Origin of the sequence: Pseudomonas sp. NPDC077408 (assembly GCF_050269105.1) — a bacterium.
GTDB lineage: Bacteria > Pseudomonadota > Gammaproteobacteria > Pseudomonadales > Pseudomonadaceae > Stutzerimonas.
On sequence record NZ_JBNNHS010000002.1, the window covers coordinates 99,328 to 118,903 of the forward strand.

Genomic DNA, 19,576 nt, shown 5'->3' on the forward strand with positions numbered 1-19,576 from the left:
AACGTGCCCCTTATCTGCCAATACACACCCTGCCGGCGCGACGCGAAAATAGGTTTTCGAGGCCAAGCCTTGCTGAATGGAACAGTTCGATGCGGTTGATCATCGTCAGTGGGCGCTCTGGGTCGGGCAAAAGCACTGCGCTAAATGTCCTTGAAGACAATGGTTTCTACTGTATCGACAACCTTCCCGCCGGCCTTCTGCCAGAGCTGGCAGAAAGGGCACTGTTGCACACAGAGCTGCTGCAGCCACAAGTCGCGGTATCTATCGATGCGCGCAACCTGCCGAGTCAACTAAAACGCTTTCCCGAGCTACTCGAAGATGTCCGTGCCCGGTATATCCAGTGCGATGTACTGTATCTCGATGCCGCCGACGAGACATTGCTTAAGCGCTTTTCGGAGACCCGTAGGCGGCATCCGCTGACCAACCAGAACCGCTCCCTGGCCGAAGCCATCCGTGACGAAGAACTGCTTCTGGCGCCTATCATCGATCACGCCGACCTGAAGATCGACACCACACACCTGAATCTTTATCAGCTGCGAGACACGCTGAAGCTTCGCCTGCTGGACAAGCCAGAGCCGGGTACAGCTTTTCTCTTCGAGTCCTTTGGCTTTAAACGTGGCATGCCGGTTGACGCCGATCTGGTATTCGATGTGCGTTGCCTGCCGAATCCTTACTGGAAGGCCGATTTGCGCGATTTTTCGGGGCTGGATCAGCCTGTTGTCGATTATCTCGCTGCACAAACGGACGTCGAGGAAATGTTCCAAGACATCCTGGCCTACTTGAGCAAATGGCTTCCCCGCTTCGCCGCCAGCAACCGCGCCTATGTCACGGTCGCCATTGGCTGCACCGGTGGGCACCACCGCTCGGTCTATCTGGCCGAGCGGCTCGGTCATGCGCTGCGCGCACCTCTAAAGAACGTCCAGGTCCGCCACCGCGACCTGGCTTAGGAATACACATGCCGTCGTGCGAAATCACCATCATCAACAAGCTCGGTCTGCATGCCCGGGCAGCTGCCAAGTTTGTCGGCGTTGCTAATCGATTCCCTTGCGAGATCCGGTTGGGGCGCTGCCCCTCCAGCCTCATAGATGGCAAAAGCATCATGGCGGTGATGATGCTCGCTGCCAGTAAAGGCACCCGTTTGCACGTGCAGACAGAGGGCGAGCAGGAGCATGAAGCGCTCCAGGCGCTGATCGCCCTGATCGAAGACTATTTCGAAGAAGGCGAATAGCAAGCAGCAAACGCGGCCGATAACAAGGGCTTCAGGCCAGATAACGCCAGGTGTTCTCCTGTACGTTATCTTTTCGCTTTGCTTGCTACTGATTATCTACTGACCCGCCACCTTCATGCGCTCGATCAGCACCGACCCGGTGTGAATGCTGCTGCGCGACTCGACGTCACAGCCAACCGCAACGATCTGCCGGAACATGTCCCGCAGGTTTCCCGCGATGGTGACCTCCTGCACCGGAAACTGAATCTCGCCGTTCTCGACCCAATAACCACCGGCGCCGCGCGAATAGTCACCCGTCACCAGGTTTAGGCCCTGGCCCATCAGCTCGGTGACCAACAGCCCACGCCCCATACGGCGGATCAATGCGGCCTGGTCTTCATCACCTTGGGTGACGAAAAGGTTGTGTACCCCACCCGCATTCGCAGTACTGGGCATGCCCAGCTTGCGCCCGGAATAGGTGCCAAGCACATAAGAGACCAGCTTGCCATTCTCGACGAACGGCTTGGCATAGGTCGCCAGGCCATCGCCGTCATAAGCCGAACTGGCCAGCCCGCGAGGCAGATGCGGACGTTCGTCGAGATTCAGCCACTCAGGAAACAGCGTCTGCCCCAGTGCGCCTTCTAGATAGGACGAATTTCGATAGAGATTCCCGCCAGAGATCGCCGCGAGAAAATGTCCAAATAGGCCCGTCGCGAGGTCCGCGGAAAACAACACCGGCACATCGCAGGTCGGTACAGGGCGCGCACCCAGTCGGCGAACGGCACGCTCGGCGGCACGCCGGCCAATCGACTCAGCAGAGGCCAGGTCAGCTGCCACACGCGAGACGTCGTAGTGATAATCCCGCTGCATCTGCCCGTCGGCTTCGGCAATCATCACGCTGCTGAGGCTGTGACGAGAACTGCAATAAGCACCGATAAAGCCATTGCTGTTGCCATAACCACGGCACCCCTGGTGGGTGCTCAGGCTGGTGCCGTCGGCGTTGAGAATGCGTTTGTCCGTGGCGAAAGCCGCCGCCTCGCAACTGAGCGCCAGCTCGATGGCTTCGTCAGGAGAGATCCCCCAAGGATGATAGAGATCCAGGTCCGGCACCTCCTTCGCCATCAACGCCGGATCAGCAAGCCCGGCAAACTCGTCGGCAGACGCGTGTTTGGCGATCGCCAAAGCAGCCGCTACGGTTTCGCGGACCGCTTCGTCACCGCTGCCAGTCGTGCTCGCTGAGCCTTTGCGCTGGCCGACGTAAAGCGTGATACCGAAGCCCTGATCGCGATTGAATTCGACCGTTTCCACTTCCCGCTGGCGGACCGTTGTGGACAGGCCCTGCTCCATCGAGACGGAGACTTCGCAGGCACTAGCACCTTGTCGGCTGGCCTCCTCTAAGATCTTCTCGACCTTTTCGCGCAAGCCTGGCAACGCATGCGGACCGATCCCCTCGACTTCACTCATACATACTCCAACAACTGATTCGATCAAGTTGCAGCCAGCGGTGCTCGGCTGAGCTCCGTCGCTAGGCTACTGTTATCATGGCGGCATTACCTACTGGACCAGCCCCATGTCTGATATTTCCGATCTCGACGGTTTCGAGGAAAAAAGCAAAACCCAGGTCAAGCGCGAACTGCATGCTCTCCAGGATCTGGGTGAACGCCTCGCTACCCTAAAACCCGATGTGCTAGACCGCCTGCCACTTACCGATGCACTGCGCAAGGCGCTTGCCGACTCACCGAAACACACTGCGCATATCGCGCGCAAACGCCACCTGCAATACATCGGCAAACTGATGCGTGATCAGGATGTCGATGCCATCCTCGCCCTGGTCGACCAGCTCGATGCCTCAACCCGCCAGTACAACGAACGCTTCCACGCACTAGAGCGCTGGCGCGACCGTTTGATCGCTGGCAATGACGAGACACTCGAAGCCTTCATCATCGAATATCCCGAAACAGACCGTCAGCACCTGCGCGGCCTGATCCGCCATGCCCAACACGAAGCTGCGCGGGAAAAGCCGCCGGCCGCCAGCCGCAAGATCTTCAAGTACATCCGCGAGCTGGACGAAACCCAACGGGGATTGCGTTAAACCAAGCTGCAGGCCGCAACCCCGACCCATAAGCACAGCGCCGCAGGTCTCTGGCCTGCGGCTGCCTTCAGGCCCCGGTTCCTCCGACCGTAATCCCGTCGATTTTCACGGTCGGCTGACCTACGCCGACCGGTACCGACTGGCCGTCTTTTCCACAGGTGCCGACGCCGCTGTCCAGGGCCAGATCGGTACCCACCATCGACACTCTATTCATCACCTCGGGCCCGTTACCGATCAGGGTCGCCCCCTTCACTGGCGCGGTAATCTTGCCGTCCTCGATCAGATACGCCTCGCTGGTCGAGAACACGAACTTACCGCTGGTGATGTCCACCTGCCCGCCACCGAGACTCGCGCAGTAGATCCCCCTCTTTACCGAGCGGATGATTTCCTCGGGGTCACTTTCGCCCGCCAACATGTAGGTATTGGTCATCCGCGGCATTGGCAGGTGAGCATAGGATTCGCGCCGTCCGTTGCCGGTCGGTGCAACCCCCATCAAGCGTGCGTTGAGCTTGTCCTGGATGTAGCCCTTGAGTATTCCGTTCTCGATCAGCGTGGTGCACTGCGTCGGCGTGCCCTCGTCATCGACGCTCAATGAGCCACGCCGATTGGCCAGTGTGCCGTCATCTACGATGGTGCACAGCTTGGAGGCGACCTGCTGACCTATCCGGCCGCTGTAGGCCGAACTGCCCTTGCGATTGAAGTCGCCTTCCAGGCCATGCCCGACTGCCTCGTGCAGCAATACGCCCGACCAGCCCGGCGCTAACACTACCGGGAGCGTCCCCGCGGGTGCGGCAACGGCATCCAGATTCACCAGCGCTTGACGCAAGGCCTCGCGGGCATAGCCCATTGCTCGGTCCTCGCTGAGAAAATATTCGTAGCCGGTACGGCCGCCGCCGCCCTGGCCACCGCGCTCACGACGTCCGTTCTGCTCAACGATAACGCTGACGTTGAAGCGCACCAACGGACGTATGTCGGCCGCCATTCCGCCATCCAGGCCAGCCACCAGAATGTGTTCCCATACGCCCGCCAGGCTTACGGTGACTTGCTTGATACGCGGATCCAGCGCCCGTGTGGCGACATCGATACGCTTGAGCAGCTCGACCTTTTCTGCTCGACCGAGCCCGTCCAGCGGATTGTCCTGACCGTACAGCGGCGAAAAAGCTGCTTTGGACAGCACTTTGACACGCCCCTGCTGGCCGTTTCTGGCAATCGAACGAGCCGCTTCAGCGGCCTGGCGTAGCGCCTCGGCAGTGATCGCATTGCTGTAGGCGAAGCCGGTCTTTTCACCGGACAGCGCGCGAACACCTACGCCTTGCTCCAGATGGAAACCGCCTTCCTTGACGATCCCATCTTCCAACACCCAAGACTCGGTCACCTGATCCTGGAAATAAAGGTCGGCGGCGTCGATCCCGGGGCCCGCCAACTCGCCAAGCAACTCAGGCAAGTCATCGAGGCCCAACCCGCCCGGAGTTAGCAAACGCTCGGTGACAGGTAACAACAGTTCACTCATATCTACTCCAATGTCCCCGAAACGATACGGGGCGCGGTAAAACGACGATGATCCAGCACCGGCATACGTTGGCGTGTCTCCGCCTGACCAGCCGTGTCTCGCCCGACGACCAATGCAGCCTCGCCGGTGGTTTGCTCGCACATCACTCGGCCCCAGTAATCAACAATAGATGAATGGCCGTGGGTCAATCGCCCGCCTGGGTGTTCGCCACCCTGCGCTGCCGCCAGCATATAGCATTGCGTCTCGATGGCCCGCGCGCGCAACAACATCCCCCAATGCGCCTGGCCGGTCACTTCAGTAAACGCCGACGGAACACTGATCAACTCGGCTCCAGCCAGACGCAGAGCCGTGTACAACTCAGCGAATCGCAGGTCGTAACAGACACTCATGCCCAGCCGACCAACCGGCGTGTCGACGACCACCAAGCGGTCGCCCGCCGCATAGTCATTCGACTCCTGATAGCGGCCACGCGCATCGCTGACTTGCGCATCGAACAGATGCAACTTGTCGTAGCGTGCTACTCGCTGCCCCTGATCATCCACTAGCAACGAGCAAGCCCGAACCTTGGACTGCGGCTGACCATCCGCCGGCAGCGGTAGCGTGCCGGCAACTATCCATAACCTGAGGTCGATGGCAGTCCGTTTCAACCAGGGCAGTATCGGCCCGATCCCTTCGGCTTCGGCACGCCCGACCGCCGGCAGATCGGTGCGGCCCATGGCTGCGAAGTTCTCTGGCAGCACCGCAAGCTGTGCGCCCGCCTCAGCGGCCCGTTCCAGCAGCCGTCTGGCGTTGGCGAGGTTCGCTTGGATGTTGGCCTGGCTGGCCATCTGGATAACCGCTAGGGTCATACTGGGACTCTCTCTGCAGCACGCTTCCATCTGTCGGAACGCGGATCAGTTGGGCTTTTCGAAGGGCTTATCGAAACTGATTTTCGGTGCCTGCCAAGGCCCCTCGACGCTGTATTGAACAGTCGCAAAGCGTGCGACCTTGTCGCCCAGCAATTTATCGACGACGAACAGGGCGCCACCGATGGCCGGTGCGCCGACAATCAGCGCAGCCAACGGTAAGTTGTTGCTGACCGGGAGTGTCACCAACAGCTTGGCGTCGATCCGATCCTCGACCAGATCCAGGCGGCCATCCAGCTCGAGGTTGCTGGAGGGCCCTGCGACTGTCAGCGGCTCGGTCGTCACGTAGACGCCGTTCGTCGCACGCAACTCGGCCTTGATTCGGTCGTAGCTCAGGCCTTTGCTGAACAAGTCCGAAAAATCCAGCCGCAGCCGCCGCCCAATCGAATCGAAATTCAGCAAGCCAAATACCCGTAGCGCCTGCGCGCCGCCGTCTACTTCACGGAGCTGGCCTTTGCGTAACCGAGCGTCGAGCCGGCCGGAGAACCGATTTAGCGCGAAGACCGCCGGTGAGCCCGACCAGCCGCCATCCACGTCCAGCCGGAAATCCTCGCTGGTGGTCGAGGGCGCGAAGCCCCAGGCCAGCAAGACATCGGCAAGATCCCCACCCTCCAACCGACCTTTGTACCAGGTCCGCGAACCGTTCCAGCCGCCAGTACCGCCGATCTTCAGCCCCTTGAGATTCAGGTTGAGGTCAAGGAATGTGACCCCCTCTGCGCTGGGTCGCATCTTCAATGCGCCCGCCCCCAGCAGCTCATCGCCCCGCAGCAGTTCGGCTACGGCAATATCAACCGCAGGCAGAGCCTTCGGATCGACGCCAGCCAGGGGATCCTGAAGCGGCGCCTCAGCGTCCTTTGGTTCGGCGCCCGGAAAGCGCAAGCGCGACAGGTCAACCGCGATCGGCTCGCCCTCGGCATCTGGCAAGCGAACGGTCCCCGCCACCGTGTCGCTCTGCAAGCCAAGCCGCCAGCCTGCTCGCCGGCGCTGCAGGTCGATGTGAAGATTTTCGACCTCGGTACCAAGTCCGGAAAAGACACCAATTTCGAGTTGAGCGCGCCGTAACATCGAACCGCCTGGAGCCGTTGCCGCTCCGCCATATTGATCCAGCAAGGTCTGCCACTCGCTCAGATCGAAGCGCGGCACGCTCCCGCGCACATAGAAGCCCTCATCGGTGCGCAGGTTCGCCGCAGCGCCACCGAGCACCAACTCACCGCCGCCCTCGCGCCAGTCGTTGTTCGGCGCGACGAAGGTCAGTGCTGCCAGCGCGTCATATCGGAGCGTATAGCGCTGCCGCTCACCACCGAAAGTCATACGTAACGTCGTGTCGCGCCGCTCCCCGGCCGTTTTGCCGAACGGCGCAGGAAGCGCCAACGTGGTGCCCAACAGAGAAGAGTCCACCTGCAGGTGGTTGTCCGTACTACTCAGAAAAAGGCTCAGGCGCAGGGGCAGCGTCCCTGAGGCAGGCAAGGGTTGTTCAATGTTGCGCCAGGCCAGAAGTGGAGGCACGCCGACCGTCCCGGTCGCTTCGATCCGCGTGGATGGTCTGCCCGGTTCGCCGGACGCAAATGCCCGCCCCTTGATCGCACTGCCCAGCGCGCGACCCTGAAAAGCCTTTGCACTGAAGCCACGTTCGCTGTCGTAGCGAAAGGCACCGTCCAGCGCCCCGATTTGCAGATCCGCCTGTGCGATGTATAGAGAGGCATCAGCCGTCGAAAACTCGGCATCGACCTGAGGCTGCCCGCCTTTGGCTAGAGGGATGCCCAGCTTGAGCGTGCCGCTCAACGGCCCATCGCCGTGCCAACCGGCAAATAATGTATTCGTGCCGATTGGCGCCACCTGCATCAGGGTCAATGCATCCCGAATATAGCCGTCGACCTGCCCGTTGATTTTCAGCATTGGCGCCTGGGCATCGTGGTTGCGAAGGATCTCAGCCGTCGCGTCGTGCACACGGCTGTCGAGCATCCGTGCATCGGCGAGGCGCACGCGTACTCCGCTGTTCTCGATGAGCACCTCTGCGCGACCTTCACGCAACACCGGCCAGCCCGGCTGGAACGCTAACTCGGCATCTTTCACCTTGAAGTACAGGCTCAGGCTGCGTGCTGTCACCGCAGCGTCCTTGTTCAGCGAGCCCTGATACTGAAAATAACCCTGCTCGACGGTGCCGCCGCGAATCGCGGTGGTCAGCCACTCGGTCAATGCCGGGCTCAGTGCTGGCGAGCGTGTTGGTAAATACTTCTCGGTGTAGCGCGCGTCCCCATCTGAGAGGCCAACACGCAAATCCATGTAGTCCTCAGCCGCTGGATCGCGCATCAGACGGATGAGGAAATCGCCAGCGATATGGCCTTCTTCGCCTTCCACCTGCAGGTAGGGCGCGGCGAGGGTGAACGCCTGATCGTCAAGGGTCCAACGCAGGCGTCCACGGGCACGTTGATAATCCCAGGGGCGCGGAAACAGTTTGGCCAGATGCAGCGCGAAATCCCGATTATCGAAGCGCAGCTCGCCCCCGCCCAGATTGCCCCGCACCTCGCCGCTGACGTTGCGCACAGCCGGCACCCACTGATGAGCAGCGATACTGATTGCATCGAGGTTGGCAGTGAAGGCCAGGCGCTCGTCACTGGTCGCCGCGGGCCGGTAATCGACTTGCAGATTGCGCAGCGTTCCGCTGGGAGCAAGACCTCGCAGATATTCGCTGGCCAACTCAGGCAGTGGCAGTATCGCCTCAACCAGTTTTGCCACCGGCGCGACAGCGATGCGATCAGCCTGCAATCGCCAGCTCTCCTCAGCAAGATTCTGCTGAGCAACCAGCGTTGTATCCCGCCAACGGTCATCGTCGAAGGTGAACGCCAGCCCGTCGAACTGGAGCCGGTAGCCCTCGCTCGCTCGGTCAATGTAGGCATTTACCACGAGATCCTCGATCGTTAACGGACCATCTGGCTGCCGGCCCAACTGCACCGCGGGCGCATTCAGCCGAGCGACTGCTCGAAACAGTCCGCGCTCGCGCCAGTCGAGCCACACCTCGCCGCCCGCCTTGAGCTGCTCGAGGTTCCAGCTTCCAGTCAGGCTCGCAGGCAACCAGGCCGCCCAGTCACTTTGCGGCAAGCTGAGGTACAGCTCAGCGTCGCTGGCCAGCCAATCCTTCGGCTGCACCTGCGCCTCGGCATGCAGGCTCAGCGGCTGCCCATCGGGAAGCAACAGGCGACCATCCAGCGCTAGACGCTGTCCCAGGCTGTGCAATTCGAGATTGGCGTAAGTCAACGTCAGAGGCGCTTCGTCGAGCGCCTCAACGGTAATCTGGCTATCCAGCAACCGAAGATGCCCGATACTCTGCAATCGAGTGATCAGCTGCGACAGGTTCAGAGGCGGTTGGTCAGCCCGCTCGGGCAGGCCATCGACACGCCATTTACCTTCAGCCGTCTGCACCAGATCGAGGTGTAGGCCGGCCAATTCAACGGTATCCAGTTTCAGCTGTCGCGCCAGAAGACTGCCCGAAACGTCAGGCACCAGAGCGAAACGATCCAGGCGCACCGCCCCGTCGCCCTCACCGAGAATCACATTATGGGCCACCAGTTGAGGAGCGAAGCCCTCCCAGCGACCTTCCAGCTGGCCGAGCGTAACCGGCATATTGAGCAGGTCGCGCGCTTTGTCTTGAACCTCGAGGCGATATTCAGCCACTAGCGGCACCAACTGCCGCCCGAGGCTCACATAGAGCGCAAGCAATATGAGGCCCATTGCACCCAGCCAGAGGCTGCGGCGCAAAACGGCCAGCACGATAGCCAAGAGCCGACTCATACGGATACGCTCCGCACGCCCAGGCCCAAGCGGCCAGGCTTGCATCTAGTCAGAGCAGCACCACGTCGTACTGTTCCTGGGAATACATGGTCTCCACCTGGAATTTGATCGAGCGGCCAATGAAGCTCTCGAGATCAGCGACGTTGCCCGACTCCTCATCCAGCAGCCGGTCAATGACCTTCTGATTCGCCAGTACCCTATAGCCTTCAGGCTGGTACGCGCGCGCTTCACGGAGGATTTCCCGGAAGATCTCGTAGCAGACGGTTTCCGGAGTTTTCAATTTGCCCCGCCCTTGGCAACACATGCAGGGCTCGCACAACACCTGCTCGAGGCTTTCGCGGGTGCGTTTGCGGGTCATCTGCACCAGGCCCAGCTCGGTGATGCCGATGATGTTGGTTTTGGCGTGATCGCGTTCAAGCTGCTTTTCCAGCGTACGCAAAACCTGGCGCCGGTGTTCTTCATCTTCCATGTCGATGAAATCGATGATGATGATGCCGCCGATGTTGCGCAGTCGCAGCTGGCGCGCAATCGCGGTGGCCGACTCGAGGTTGGTCTTGAAAATGGTTTCTTCGAGGGTGCGATGACCGACGAAAGCACCTGTGTTGACGTCGATGGTGGTCATCGCTTCGGCCGGATCAATGATCAGATAACCGCCAGACTTGAGCATGACCTTGCGCTCGAGCGCTTTCTGGATCTCGTCCTCGACGCTGTACAGGTCGAAGATCGGCCGCTCACCGGGGTAATGCTCAAGGTGCTCGCCGAGCTCGGGCATCAGCTCACCGACGAACTGGCTGACTTTCTGAAAGTTTTCCCGAGAGTCGATGCGAATCTTCTCGATACGCGGATTGACCAGATCACGCAGGGTGCGCATGGCCAGAGACAAGTCCTCGTAGATGATCGAGGGCGCGCCGGCCGTTTTCATCTGCCCGTCGATTTGCTCCCATAAGCGGCGCAGGTAGCGGATGTCCATCAGAATCTCATCGCTGCCGGCGCCCTCCGCTGCGGTGCGCAGGATGAAGCCACCGGTTTCCTTGATCCCTTCGGCCGCAACGCACTCAGCCACTACTTGCTTGAGACGTTCGCGCTCGCCTTCATCCTCGATACGCAGAGAAATTCCGACATGGCTGGTTTTGGGCATGTACACGAGGTAGCGCGAAGGTATCGATAACTGGGTCGTCAGCCGCGCGCCCTTGGTGCCGATCGGGTCTTTGGTCACCTGCACGACCAAGGCCTGCCCATCATGGACCAAGGCGCTGATCGGTTCGACAGCATTGCCTTCACGGCTGGAGATCTCCGAGGCATGGATGAAAGCCGCGCGTTCCAGCCCGATGTCGACGAAAGCCGCCTGCATGCCGGGCAGCACCCGCACCACCTTGCCTTTGTAGATATTGCCGACGATGCCCCGACGCTGGGTGCGTTCAACGTGCACTTCCTGCAGGACACCGTTTTCCACCACCGCCACCCGCGACTCCATGGGGGTGATGTTCATCAGGATTTCTTCGCTCATTATTGTTCTCGGCCGATGGCGGTGGGTATAGCAGCCGAAGCTGACGAGTTGGCTCGATTCTAACGGCATAAGCCGCCAAGCCCCAGGCTCTATACCGAGCTTTTACACCAGTAGCGGAGCCCATATGCGTCGAGCAGCTGGGCCGTTTCACACAACGGCAGCCCAACCACTGCCGAATAGCTGCCTTCCAGCGCGCTTACGAAGACCGCACCCCAGCCCTGAATCGCGTAACTGCCTGCCTTGTCTTGAGGCTCGCCGCTGGCCCAGTAGGCTTCGGCTTCGTCGGCACTGATCGGTCGGAAGCGCACCCGACTGGTAACCAGACGCACCTCGCAACCCGACCGGTTAGCCAATGCAACGGCCGTCATCACCTCGTGCTCACGCTCAGAGAGGGCGCCCAGCATTGCCAGAGCATCCGCCTTGTCGACCGGCTTGCCCAGAATTTGCTGATCGAGCACAACCGTCGTGTCTGCGCCCATCACACAAGCAGAGTCGTCGCTTACAAGCGACAGGCCAGCCAAGGCCTTCTCCCGCGCCAGGCGCTGGACATAGACGTCAGGCGCTTCCGCCGCGCTGGGCGTTTCGTCGATAGCGACGGAAAGAAGAGAGAATGGAACGCCGATCTGAGTCAGCAATTCACGGCGTCGTGGCGACGCGGAGGCAAGAAACAAAATGGGCATGCCGGCTCCTTGGTGGACGAGCGCAGCAGATTCACACATCCGAACAACGATCGAAAGCCGTCTGGAAGTTCAATAGACGTTGAAGCGCCGCCGCGCCCATTCCAGCCCGACAAACACCCAGGGCCAAAAGAGTGCACTGACCGGTACGGGGACCAGAAACAACAGTGTCGGTGGTCGGTTGCCGGTCAGTGTATTGAGCCACAACTGCACCAGTTGCCCGATTCCTAGAATCACCAGCAGCACCAGGCTTTGCTGAAGCAACGGGAACATACGCAGGCGCTGTTGCAGGCTCAGCACCAGAAAGGTAATCAACAGCAGTGGTAAGCCGTTCTGCCCAAGCAAAGTGCCCGACAACACATCCAGCATCAGCCCAAAGAAGAAGGCCGCTGCCATCCCTCCTCGATGCGGCAGGGCGATTGCCCAGTAAGCGATGAACATGCCGAGCCAGAGCGGACGCGCCAAGCCGAAACTCTGGGGCATGGGGGCCACGCTCAGCAGTAGCGCCAGCAACAGCGACAGCCAGATAACCCAGCCATTGTTTGAACGACCATTGATCATGGCCGCTCCTCCGGTGCAGGTGCAGGTGCAGGGGATGGCGATGGCGATGGCGTATCGGACCCTGTTGGTGAAGCGGGCGCGGCGGGCGCCGGCTGCTCCGAAACCGCACTGTCGCCAGCCGTTGCTTCTTCCGCCTTGCGGTCGGCGGACTCCTGGGCTTGGGCCGCAGCAGTCGCTCGCTCTTCAGGCGTCCTTGCATCGCTGAAGACCAGCAACAGGTAACGGCTGCGATTGAGCATGGCGGTTGGAATGGCGCGAACGATCAGGAAGGGCTGACCGGAGCCGCGAACCACCTCCGTGACTTGGGCAACCGGATAGCCACTGGGAAAGCGCTGCCCTAAACCGGAACTGACCAAAAGATCGCCTTCTTTGATGTCCGCCGTCTCGGCGACATGACGTAACTCGAGATAATCCGGGCTCCCGGTGCCAACAGCAATGGCGCGCAATCCATTGCGATTGACCTGCACTGGAATGCTGTGCGTCACGTCTGTCAACAGCAACACGCGTGCCGCGTAGGGCATGACCTCGACGACCTGACCCATCAGCCCGCTGGCGTCGAGCACTGGCTGGCCGAGAAACACGCCGTCGCGCTCCCCCTTGTCAATCAGGATGCGGTGGGTGAAAGGATTCGGGTCCAGCCCGATCAGCTCGCTGACGATCACCTTGTCGTCAACCAGCGCGGCAGAGTTGAGCAACTCGCGCAGGCGCACGTTCTGCTCCGTCAGCATCGCCAGCTTTTGCAGGCGCCGCTGCATGAGCAATGCTTCGGCCTTCAATTTTTCGTTTTCGGCCACCAGGCTGGTGCTGCTGCTGATCTGTTCGGTCGCACGCTGCCAGGTGCGAACCGGTAAATCGGCCAGCCAATAAAAGGGGGTGAGCACCAGCCCCATCTGGCTACGCAAAGGCTTCAGCGTCTCGAAACGCGCATCCACCACCATCAGCACGACACAGAGCACGGAGAGCACCAGCAAGCGCACTCCGAGCAAGGGTCCTTTGGCGAAAAGCGGTTTGATGGGCGAGTCCTCGCAGCTGCAGGCTTCACACTAAACGCGAAAAGCCGAGAGCAGGGCAGGCCCTGTCATCGGCTTGTAATTAGAGCCTGTCAGCTCACTCCGTGGACAGCAAATCCATGGCGTGACGGTCCATCATTTCCAGTGCCCGGCCGCCGCCGCGCGCTACGCAGGTCAGTGGCTCTTCAGCGACGATGACTGGCAAGCCGGTTTCCTGCGCCAGCAGCTTGTCCAGGTCACGCAGCAGGGCGCCGCCCCCCGTCAGGACCAGGCCGCGCTCGGCGATATCGGAAGCGAGTTCTGGTGGAGACTGCTCCAGCGCACTCTTGACCGCCTGAACGATGGTGGCCAGGGACTCTTGCAGCGCCTCGAGCACTTCATTGGAATTGAGGGTAAAGCTTCGCGGTACGCCTTCGGCCAGGTTGCGGCCACGTACGTCGACTTCACGGATATCGCTGCTTGGAAATGCGGTACCGATTTCCTGCTTGATGCGCTCGGCAGTGGACTCGCCGATCAGGCTGCCGTAGTTACGGCGTACGTAGGTCACGATGGATTCGTCGAAACGGTCACCACCGACGCGAACGGATTCAGCGTAGACCACGCCATTCAGCGAAATCAGGGCGATTTCAGTGGTGCCACCACCGATATCCACGACCATGGAGCCGCGCGCTTCGTCTACTGGCAGGCCGGCACCAATGGCGGCGGCCATGGGCTCTTCGATCAGGAACACTTCACGCGCGCCCGCGCCCAAGGCGGACTCACGGATCGCACGACGCTCAACTTGCGTGGACTTGCAGGGCACGCAGATCAACACCCGCGGGCTGGGCTGCAGGAAGCTGTTTTCGTGAACCTTGTTGATGAAGTACTGAAGCATCTTTTCGCAGACGCTGAAGTCAGCGATGACGCCATCTTTCATTGGCCGGATGGCGTTGATGTTACCTGGGGTGCGCCCAAGCATGCGCTTGGCGTCGGTACCCACGGCGACAACACTCTTCTGGTTGCCATGGGTACGGATGGCAACGACCGAGGGCTCGTTCAGGACGATGCCGCGATCGCGCACATAAATAAGGGTATTGGCAGTGCCCAGGTCGATCGACAAATCGCTGGAAAACATGCCACGCAGTTTCTTGAACATGGGTAAAGGGCCCTGGGGCAAACGCGTGGGGAAAAAAGTGCCGCAAACTCTAACAATGGTGCGAAGTTAGGGCAAGGCGAGAGTCCGTGCTTATCGGGCCATACGTGAGCCATTGCGCGAAATGCATGCGCCTCGGAAAAACCCCGCAAGGCGCAGCCGTGCTACCGAGAAGCCCCCCAGGCATGTAAGATTGACGGCTTTTCCGGGCTCGAATGCCCACTGCTGCGGCTCGAACCCGCCGCCCCTCGTCGTGCTTTGCCGACGAAAGGCGCACCCGACTCGCTTCCCGCTGGAGAATCCCGATGGCGCTTGAACGCTCCGAGGTGGAAAAGATCGCTCATCTGGCCCGCCTGGGTCTGAATGAAGACGACCTGCCCCGCACCACCGAGACCCTGAACAACATCCTCGGCCTGATCGATCGCATGCAAGCCGTGGACACCACGGGCATCGAGCCCCTGGCCCACCCACTGGAAACCAGCCAGCGTCTGCGTGCCGACGCGGTCACTGAGACCAATCAGCGCGACGCCTACCAGGCCATCGCCCCGGCTGTAGAAGACGGTCTGTATCTGGTTCCGCGGGTGATCGAGTAATGAAGGACGCCGACATGCATCAACTGACCCTCGCCGAGATCGCCCGCGCGCTGACAGACAAGCAGTTCTCGGCAGAAGAGCTGACCCGTTCGCTGCTGGCACGCATCCAGCAGCTCGATCCGCAACTGAACAGTTTCATCACCGTGACCGAAGAGCGGGCGCTTGACCAGGCCAAGGCAGCCGATGCGCGCCGTGCCAACGGCGAGAACGGCGCGCTGCTTGGCGCACCGATCGGTCATAAAGATCTGTTCTGCACCCAGGGCATTCGCACCAGCTGCGGCTCGAAGATTCTCGACAATTTTCAAGCGCCCTATGACGCCACGGTCGTCGAACGCCTCGCTGCTGCTGGCGCAGTCTCGCTGGGCAAGCTGAACATGGATGAATTCGCCATGGGCTCGGCCAACGAGTCGAGCTACTACGGCGCCGTGAAGAACCCTTGGGACACCAGCCGCGTACCCGGCGGCTCGTCCGGTGGTTCCGCTGCAGCCGTCGCGGCGCGCCTGTTGCCTGCGGCGACCGGCAGCGATACCGGCGGCTCGATTCGTCAACCGGCTGCGCTGACCAACCTTACCGGCCTCAAGCCAACCTACGGACGTGTTTCACGCTGGGGCATGATCGCCTACGCCTCCAGCCTCGACCAGGGCGGCCCAATTGCCCGCACGGCTGAAGACTGCGCTTTGATGCTCGGCGCCATGGCGGGTTTCGACCCGAAGGATTCAACCAGTGTCGACCAGCCGCTGGACGACTATCTCGGCGCACTGACCAAGCCGTTGACCGGCCTGCGTGTCGGCCTGCCGAAGGAGTATTTCGGTGATGGCCTCGATAGCAAGATCGCCGACGCGGTAATGGCGGCGGTCGAAGAGCTGAAGAAGCTCGGTGCCACGGTGAAGGAGATCAGCCTGCCGAACATGCAGCACGCGATCCCTTCTTACTACGTGATCGCGCCAGCCGAGGCCAGCTCCAACCTGTCCCGCTTCGACGGCGTGCGCTTCGGCTATCGCTGCGAGAACCCGGTGGATCTGACCGATCTCTACAAGCGCTCCCGCGCCGAAGGCTTCGGTGATGAAGTCCGCCGCCGCATCATGGTCGGCACCTACGCTCTGTCCGCCGGCTACTACGACGCCTACTACCTCAAGGCACAGAAGATCCGTCGCCTGATCAAGAACGACTTCGTCAGTGCCTTTGGTGAGGTGGATGTGATCCTCGGCCCGACCACACCGAATCTGGCATGGAAGCTTGGCGAGAAGAACAACGACCCGGTCTCGGCTTACCTCGAAGACATCTACACCATCACGGCCAACCTTGCGGGCATCCCGGGCCTCTCGATGCCGGCTGGCTTCATCGACGGCCTGCCGGTGGGCGTGCAGTTGCTGGCCCCATATTTCCAGGAAAGCCGCCTGCTCAACGTTGCTCACCAGTACCAGCAGGCTACCGAGTGGCATAAACAAGCACCGAGCGGATTCTGAGGACGAACACATGCAATGGGAAACCGTGATCGGGCTGGAAATCCACGCACAGCTCGCGACTCAATCGAAGATCTTTTCCGGCAGCGCCACCACCTTTGGTGCCAAGCCCAACACCCAGGCCAGCCTGATCGACCTGGGCATGCCCGGCACCTTGCCGGTGCTCAACGCAGAAGCGGTGCGCATGGCCTGCAAGTTCGGCCTGGCGATTGACGCCGAGATCGCCGACAAAAACGTCTTTGCGCGCAAGAACTACTTCTACCCAGATCTTCCCAAGGGCTACCAGACCAGCCAGATGGACCATCCCATCGTCGGCAAGGGTTATCTGGACATCACCCTGGAAGACGGCACCACCCGCCGCATCGGCATCACCCGCGCGCATCTGGAAGAGGACGCCGGCAAGAGCCTGCACGAAGACTTCCAGGGCATGAGCGGCATCGACCTGAACCGTGCTGGCACGCCTCTGCTGGAGATCGTCTCCGAGCCGGACATTCGCTCGGCGAAGGAAGCAGTGGCCTATGTCAAAGCCATCCATGCCCTGGTGCGTTATCTCGGCATCTGCGACGGCAACATGGCTGAAGGCTCGCTGCGTTGCGATTGCAACGTCTCGGTTCGGCCCAAGGGGCAGGCCGAATTCGGCACGCGCGCCGAGATCAAGAACGTCAACTCCTTCCGCTTCATCGAAAAGGCGATCAACCACGAAGTGCAGCGTCAGATCGAGTTGATCGAAGACGGCGGCAAGATCATTCAGGAAACCCGCCTGTACGATCCGAACAAGGACGAGACGCGCTCCATGCGCAGCAAGGAAGAAGCCAACGACTACCGCTACTTCCCCTGCCCGGACCTGCTGCCGGTCGTGATCGAGCAGAGCTTTCTCGATGAAATTCGCGCCAGCCTGCCCGAACTGCCGGTGCAGAAGCGCGAGCGTTTCGAGCGCGAGTTCGGCCTGTCCACTTACGACGCCGACGTGCTGGCGGCCAGCCGCGAGATGGCCGACTACTTCGAAGCGGTGCAGAAGACCTGTGGTGACGCCAAGCTGTCAGCCAACTGGGTCATGGGCGAGCTGTCCAGCCTGCTGAACAAGGAAGGCCTGGACATCGAACAGTCTCCGGTATCGGCCGAGCAACTGGGCGGCATGATCCTGCGCATCAAGGACAACACCATCAGCGGCAAAATCGCAAAGATGGTCTTCGAAGCGATGGCCGCCGGCGAAGGCTCGGCTGACGAGATCATCGAGAAGAAAGGCCTCAAGCAGGTCACCGATTCCGGTGCCATCGAAAAGATGCTGGACGAGGTGCTAGCCGCTAACGCCGAGCAGGTTGAGCAGTACCGCGCCAGCGACGAAGCCAAGCGCGGCAAGATGTTCGGCTTCTTTGTCGGCCAGGCCATGAAAGCCTCAAAGGGCAAGGCCAACCCCGCTCAGGTCAACCAGTTGCTCAAGAGCAAACTGGAAGGCTAACCGACACGGGCCCGACAGGGCCCGTTCCTCGTTGAAGCCCACCTTGGCCACTGCAACCTCATCGTCGAGTGAACGGTGGCGCAGGTCGGCGATCCAAAGCTGACAAGACCGAACCAGTAACCGCAGCCTGATCCGTTCAGGAAGGATTGCTTATGCAAACCCGAATACTGACCGTCCCGATCCTGCTTGCCTTTGCCGCCGGCTGCACCGAGTCGCCAGAGGCAGACGCCACCGAAAGCACCGTCATCCAGAAGGGCAAGGCTTCGTATTACGCCCGCAGCTTCCAAGGGAAGGAAACGGCCAGCGGAGAAACGTTCAACCAGAACGAATTGGTGGCCGCCCACAAAACGCTGCCCTTCGACACGCGTGTGCAAGTCACTAACCTGGAAAATGGCAAGCAAGTCACCGTGCGCATCAATGACCGCGGACCTTTCAAGCCGGGCCGAATCATAGATCTGTCACGAGTGGCGGCGAATCGAATCGATCTGCTCGACGAGGGCATCGCCCCAGTGAAGATCGAAACGCTGGACTGATTGCCCGGATTGCCTTCAAAGGAACACTGATGAGTTTGATGACCCTGGCCTACCTAATCGGCGGCCTTGTGCTGCTGGTCGTTGGCGCCGAAGCGCTGGTACGTGGCGCCTCCAAACTGGCTGCACGCTTCGGCGTTTCGCCACTGATCATCGGCTTGACCGTGGTTGCGTTCGGCACCAGCGCGCCGGAAACGGCGGTGAGCATCCAAGCCTCGCTGAATGGCAACGGGGATATCGCCGTCGGCAATGTGATCGGTAGCAACATCGCCAACATCCTGCTCATTCTCGGCCTGTCGGCCCTGATAGCGCCGTTGGTGGTGTCTCGCCAATTGGTACGCCTCGACGTACCGGTAATGATCGGCGCCGGCCTGCTGACCTTCGCGCTGGCATGGAATGGCCGCATCAGCCAGATAGACGGCTTGATCCTGCTCGCGCTGCTGCTGGTCTATACGGGCTTTCTCGTGGTCGCAAGCAAGCGAGAAGCGCGCCTGCAGTCCGATGAGTTCCGCGATGAATATGGCGCAGACCGTAACATCAAGCCGCTCGGGTGGATTCTCCAATTGACTTTGGTGCTGCTCGGCCTCGGCTTGCTGATTCTAGGCTCCAACCTGCTCATCGAGGGCGCGGTGGCCCTGGCCCGGACGCTGGGATTGTCGGAGCTGGTCATTGGCCTGACCGTAATCGCCGTCGGAACATCCATGCCCGAACTCGCCACCTCGCTGCTGGCTGTCTACCGCGGTGAGCGGGACATCGCCGTGGGCAACATCGTCGGCAGTTGCATCTTCAACCTGTTGCTGGTGCTGGGCGCCGGAGCTGCGATTTCGCCCGAAGGCCTTTCCATTTCCCCAAATGCCCTAGCATTCGACCTGCCCGTGATGCTTGCCGTGTTCGCAGCCTGCCTGCCGATCTTCTTTTCTGGGTACCGCATCAATCGGTGGGAAGGCACCATGTTCTTTGGCTATTACGTCGCCTATACGCTCTACCTGATCATGTTTTCCACTGGGCTACCGGCGATCAATCTGCTGCGCCATGCAATGACTTGGTACGTATTGCCCTTGACCGCCATCACGCTTTTGGTGATCTTCCTGCGCGCCTGGAAAAACCAGCGCTGAGCAATATTTCTCCCCCTTCTGGAGCC

Annotated in this window: 17 protein-coding genes; 8 read left to right on the plus strand and 9 right to left on the minus strand. The window is 60.8% G+C overall.

Annotated features, from left to right (window positions below):
* The first annotated feature begins 89 nt into the window (after positions 1-89).
* Positions 90-947, plus strand: coding sequence for an RNase adapter RapZ (gene rapZ, locus ACQKEK_RS05570; RefSeq protein WP_064480521.1), 858 nt, complete (start codon positions 90-92; stop codon positions 945-947).
* Positions 948-955: 8 nt separating this feature from the next.
* Entirely contained in the window at positions 956-1,228 is a 273-nt protein-coding gene (locus tag ACQKEK_RS05575; protein WP_499141477.1) for an HPr family phosphocarrier protein, read from the plus strand.
* 96 nt (positions 1,229-1,324) lie between these two features.
* Here ACQKEK_RS05575 and pmbA read toward each other — a convergent pair whose 3' ends face one another.
* The gene (gene pmbA / locus ACQKEK_RS05580; RefSeq protein WP_128120050.1) at positions 1,325-2,671 is read right to left on the minus strand and encodes a metalloprotease PmbA; all 1,347 of its coding nucleotides are present in this window, start codon (positions 2,669-2,671) and stop codon (positions 1,325-1,327) included.
* Positions 2,672-2,777: 106 nt separating this feature from the next.
* On the opposite strand from pmbA, the gene yjgA reads away from it, so the two are divergent.
* Positions 2,778-3,299, plus strand: coding sequence for a ribosome biogenesis factor YjgA (gene yjgA, locus ACQKEK_RS05585; RefSeq protein ID WP_128120051.1), 522 nt, complete (start codon positions 2,778-2,780; stop codon positions 3,297-3,299).
* A gap of 67 nt (positions 3,300-3,366) precedes the next feature.
* On the opposite strand, the gene tldD is transcribed toward yjgA, so the two are convergent.
* The 8 genes from tldD to mreB all read right to left on the minus strand — a co-directional run bounded on the left by tldD (position 3,367) and on the right by mreB (position 14,393).
* Positions 3,367-4,809 (minus strand): metalloprotease TldD, encoded by a 1,443-nt coding sequence (tldD, locus tag ACQKEK_RS05590; protein WP_499141480.1) that lies wholly within the window; start codon positions 4,807-4,809, stop codon positions 3,367-3,369.
* A gap of 2 nt (positions 4,810-4,811) precedes the next feature.
* Positions 4,812-5,657, minus strand: coding sequence for a carbon-nitrogen hydrolase family protein (locus ACQKEK_RS05595; protein ID WP_499141482.1), 846 nt, complete (start codon positions 5,655-5,657; stop codon positions 4,812-4,814).
* A gap of 45 nt (positions 5,658-5,702) precedes the next feature.
* Positions 5,703-9,503 carry a YhdP family protein gene (locus ACQKEK_RS05600; protein ID WP_499141484.1) on the minus strand — a complete coding sequence of 1,267 codons (3,801 nt, stop codon included), beginning with the start codon at positions 9,501-9,503 and terminating at the stop codon, positions 5,703-5,705.
* 49 nt (positions 9,504-9,552) lie between these two features.
* The gene (rng, locus tag ACQKEK_RS05605; protein ID WP_128120055.1) at positions 9,553-11,010 is read right to left on the minus strand and encodes a ribonuclease G; all 1,458 of its coding nucleotides are present in this window, start codon (positions 11,008-11,010) and stop codon (positions 9,553-9,555) included.
* Between the two features lie 89 nt (positions 11,011-11,099).
* Positions 11,100-11,690, minus strand: a complete 591-nt coding sequence (locus ACQKEK_RS05610; RefSeq protein WP_499141486.1) for a Maf family protein — start codon at positions 11,688-11,690, stop codon at positions 11,100-11,102.
* A gap of 69 nt (positions 11,691-11,759) precedes the next feature.
* Positions 11,760-12,248 carry a rod shape-determining protein MreD gene (gene mreD / locus ACQKEK_RS05615; RefSeq protein WP_128120057.1) on the minus strand — a complete coding sequence of 163 codons (489 nt, stop codon included), beginning with the start codon at positions 12,246-12,248 and terminating at the stop codon, positions 11,760-11,762.
* Positions 12,245-13,213 (minus strand): rod shape-determining protein MreC, encoded by a 969-nt coding sequence (gene mreC, locus ACQKEK_RS05620; RefSeq protein ID WP_499142207.1) that lies wholly within the window; start codon positions 13,211-13,213, stop codon positions 12,245-12,247. The genes mreD and mreC overlap by 4 nt, the downstream gene beginning before the upstream one ends.
* A gap of 142 nt (positions 13,214-13,355) precedes the next feature.
* Positions 13,356-14,393, minus strand: a complete 1,038-nt coding sequence (mreB, locus tag ACQKEK_RS05625; RefSeq protein ID WP_045424672.1) for a rod shape-determining protein MreB — start codon at positions 14,391-14,393, stop codon at positions 13,356-13,358.
* Positions 14,394-14,695: 302 nt separating this feature from the next.
* Between mreB and gatC the strand changes: the two genes are divergently transcribed.
* The 5 genes from gatC (at position 14,696) to ACQKEK_RS05650 (ending at position 19,550) form a co-directional block, all read left to right on the plus strand.
* On the plus strand, positions 14,696-14,983 hold the full coding sequence (gatC, locus tag ACQKEK_RS05630; RefSeq protein ID WP_064480528.1) for an Asp-tRNA(Asn)/Glu-tRNA(Gln) amidotransferase subunit GatC: 288 nt from the start codon (positions 14,696-14,698) through the stop codon (positions 14,981-14,983).
* 14 nt (positions 14,984-14,997) lie between these two features.
* A complete protein-coding gene (gene gatA, locus ACQKEK_RS05635; protein WP_128120059.1) occupies positions 14,998-16,449 on the plus strand; it encodes an Asp-tRNA(Asn)/Glu-tRNA(Gln) amidotransferase subunit GatA in 1,452 nt (483 codons plus the stop codon).
* Positions 16,450-16,459: 10 nt separating this feature from the next.
* Positions 16,460-17,905, plus strand: a complete 1,446-nt coding sequence (gene gatB / locus ACQKEK_RS05640) for an Asp-tRNA(Asn)/Glu-tRNA(Gln) amidotransferase subunit GatB (protein ID WP_499141488.1) — start codon at positions 16,460-16,462, stop codon at positions 17,903-17,905.
* 152 nt (positions 17,906-18,057) lie between these two features.
* Entirely contained in the window at positions 18,058-18,438 is a 381-nt protein-coding gene (locus ACQKEK_RS05645; RefSeq protein ID WP_045424665.1) for a septal ring lytic transglycosylase RlpA family protein, read from the plus strand.
* 29 nt (positions 18,439-18,467) lie between these two features.
* The gene (locus ACQKEK_RS05650) at positions 18,468-19,550 is read left to right on the plus strand and encodes a calcium/sodium antiporter (protein ID WP_499141490.1); all 1,083 of its coding nucleotides are present in this window, start codon (positions 18,468-18,470) and stop codon (positions 19,548-19,550) included.
* Positions 19,551-19,576 lie beyond the last annotated feature (26 nt).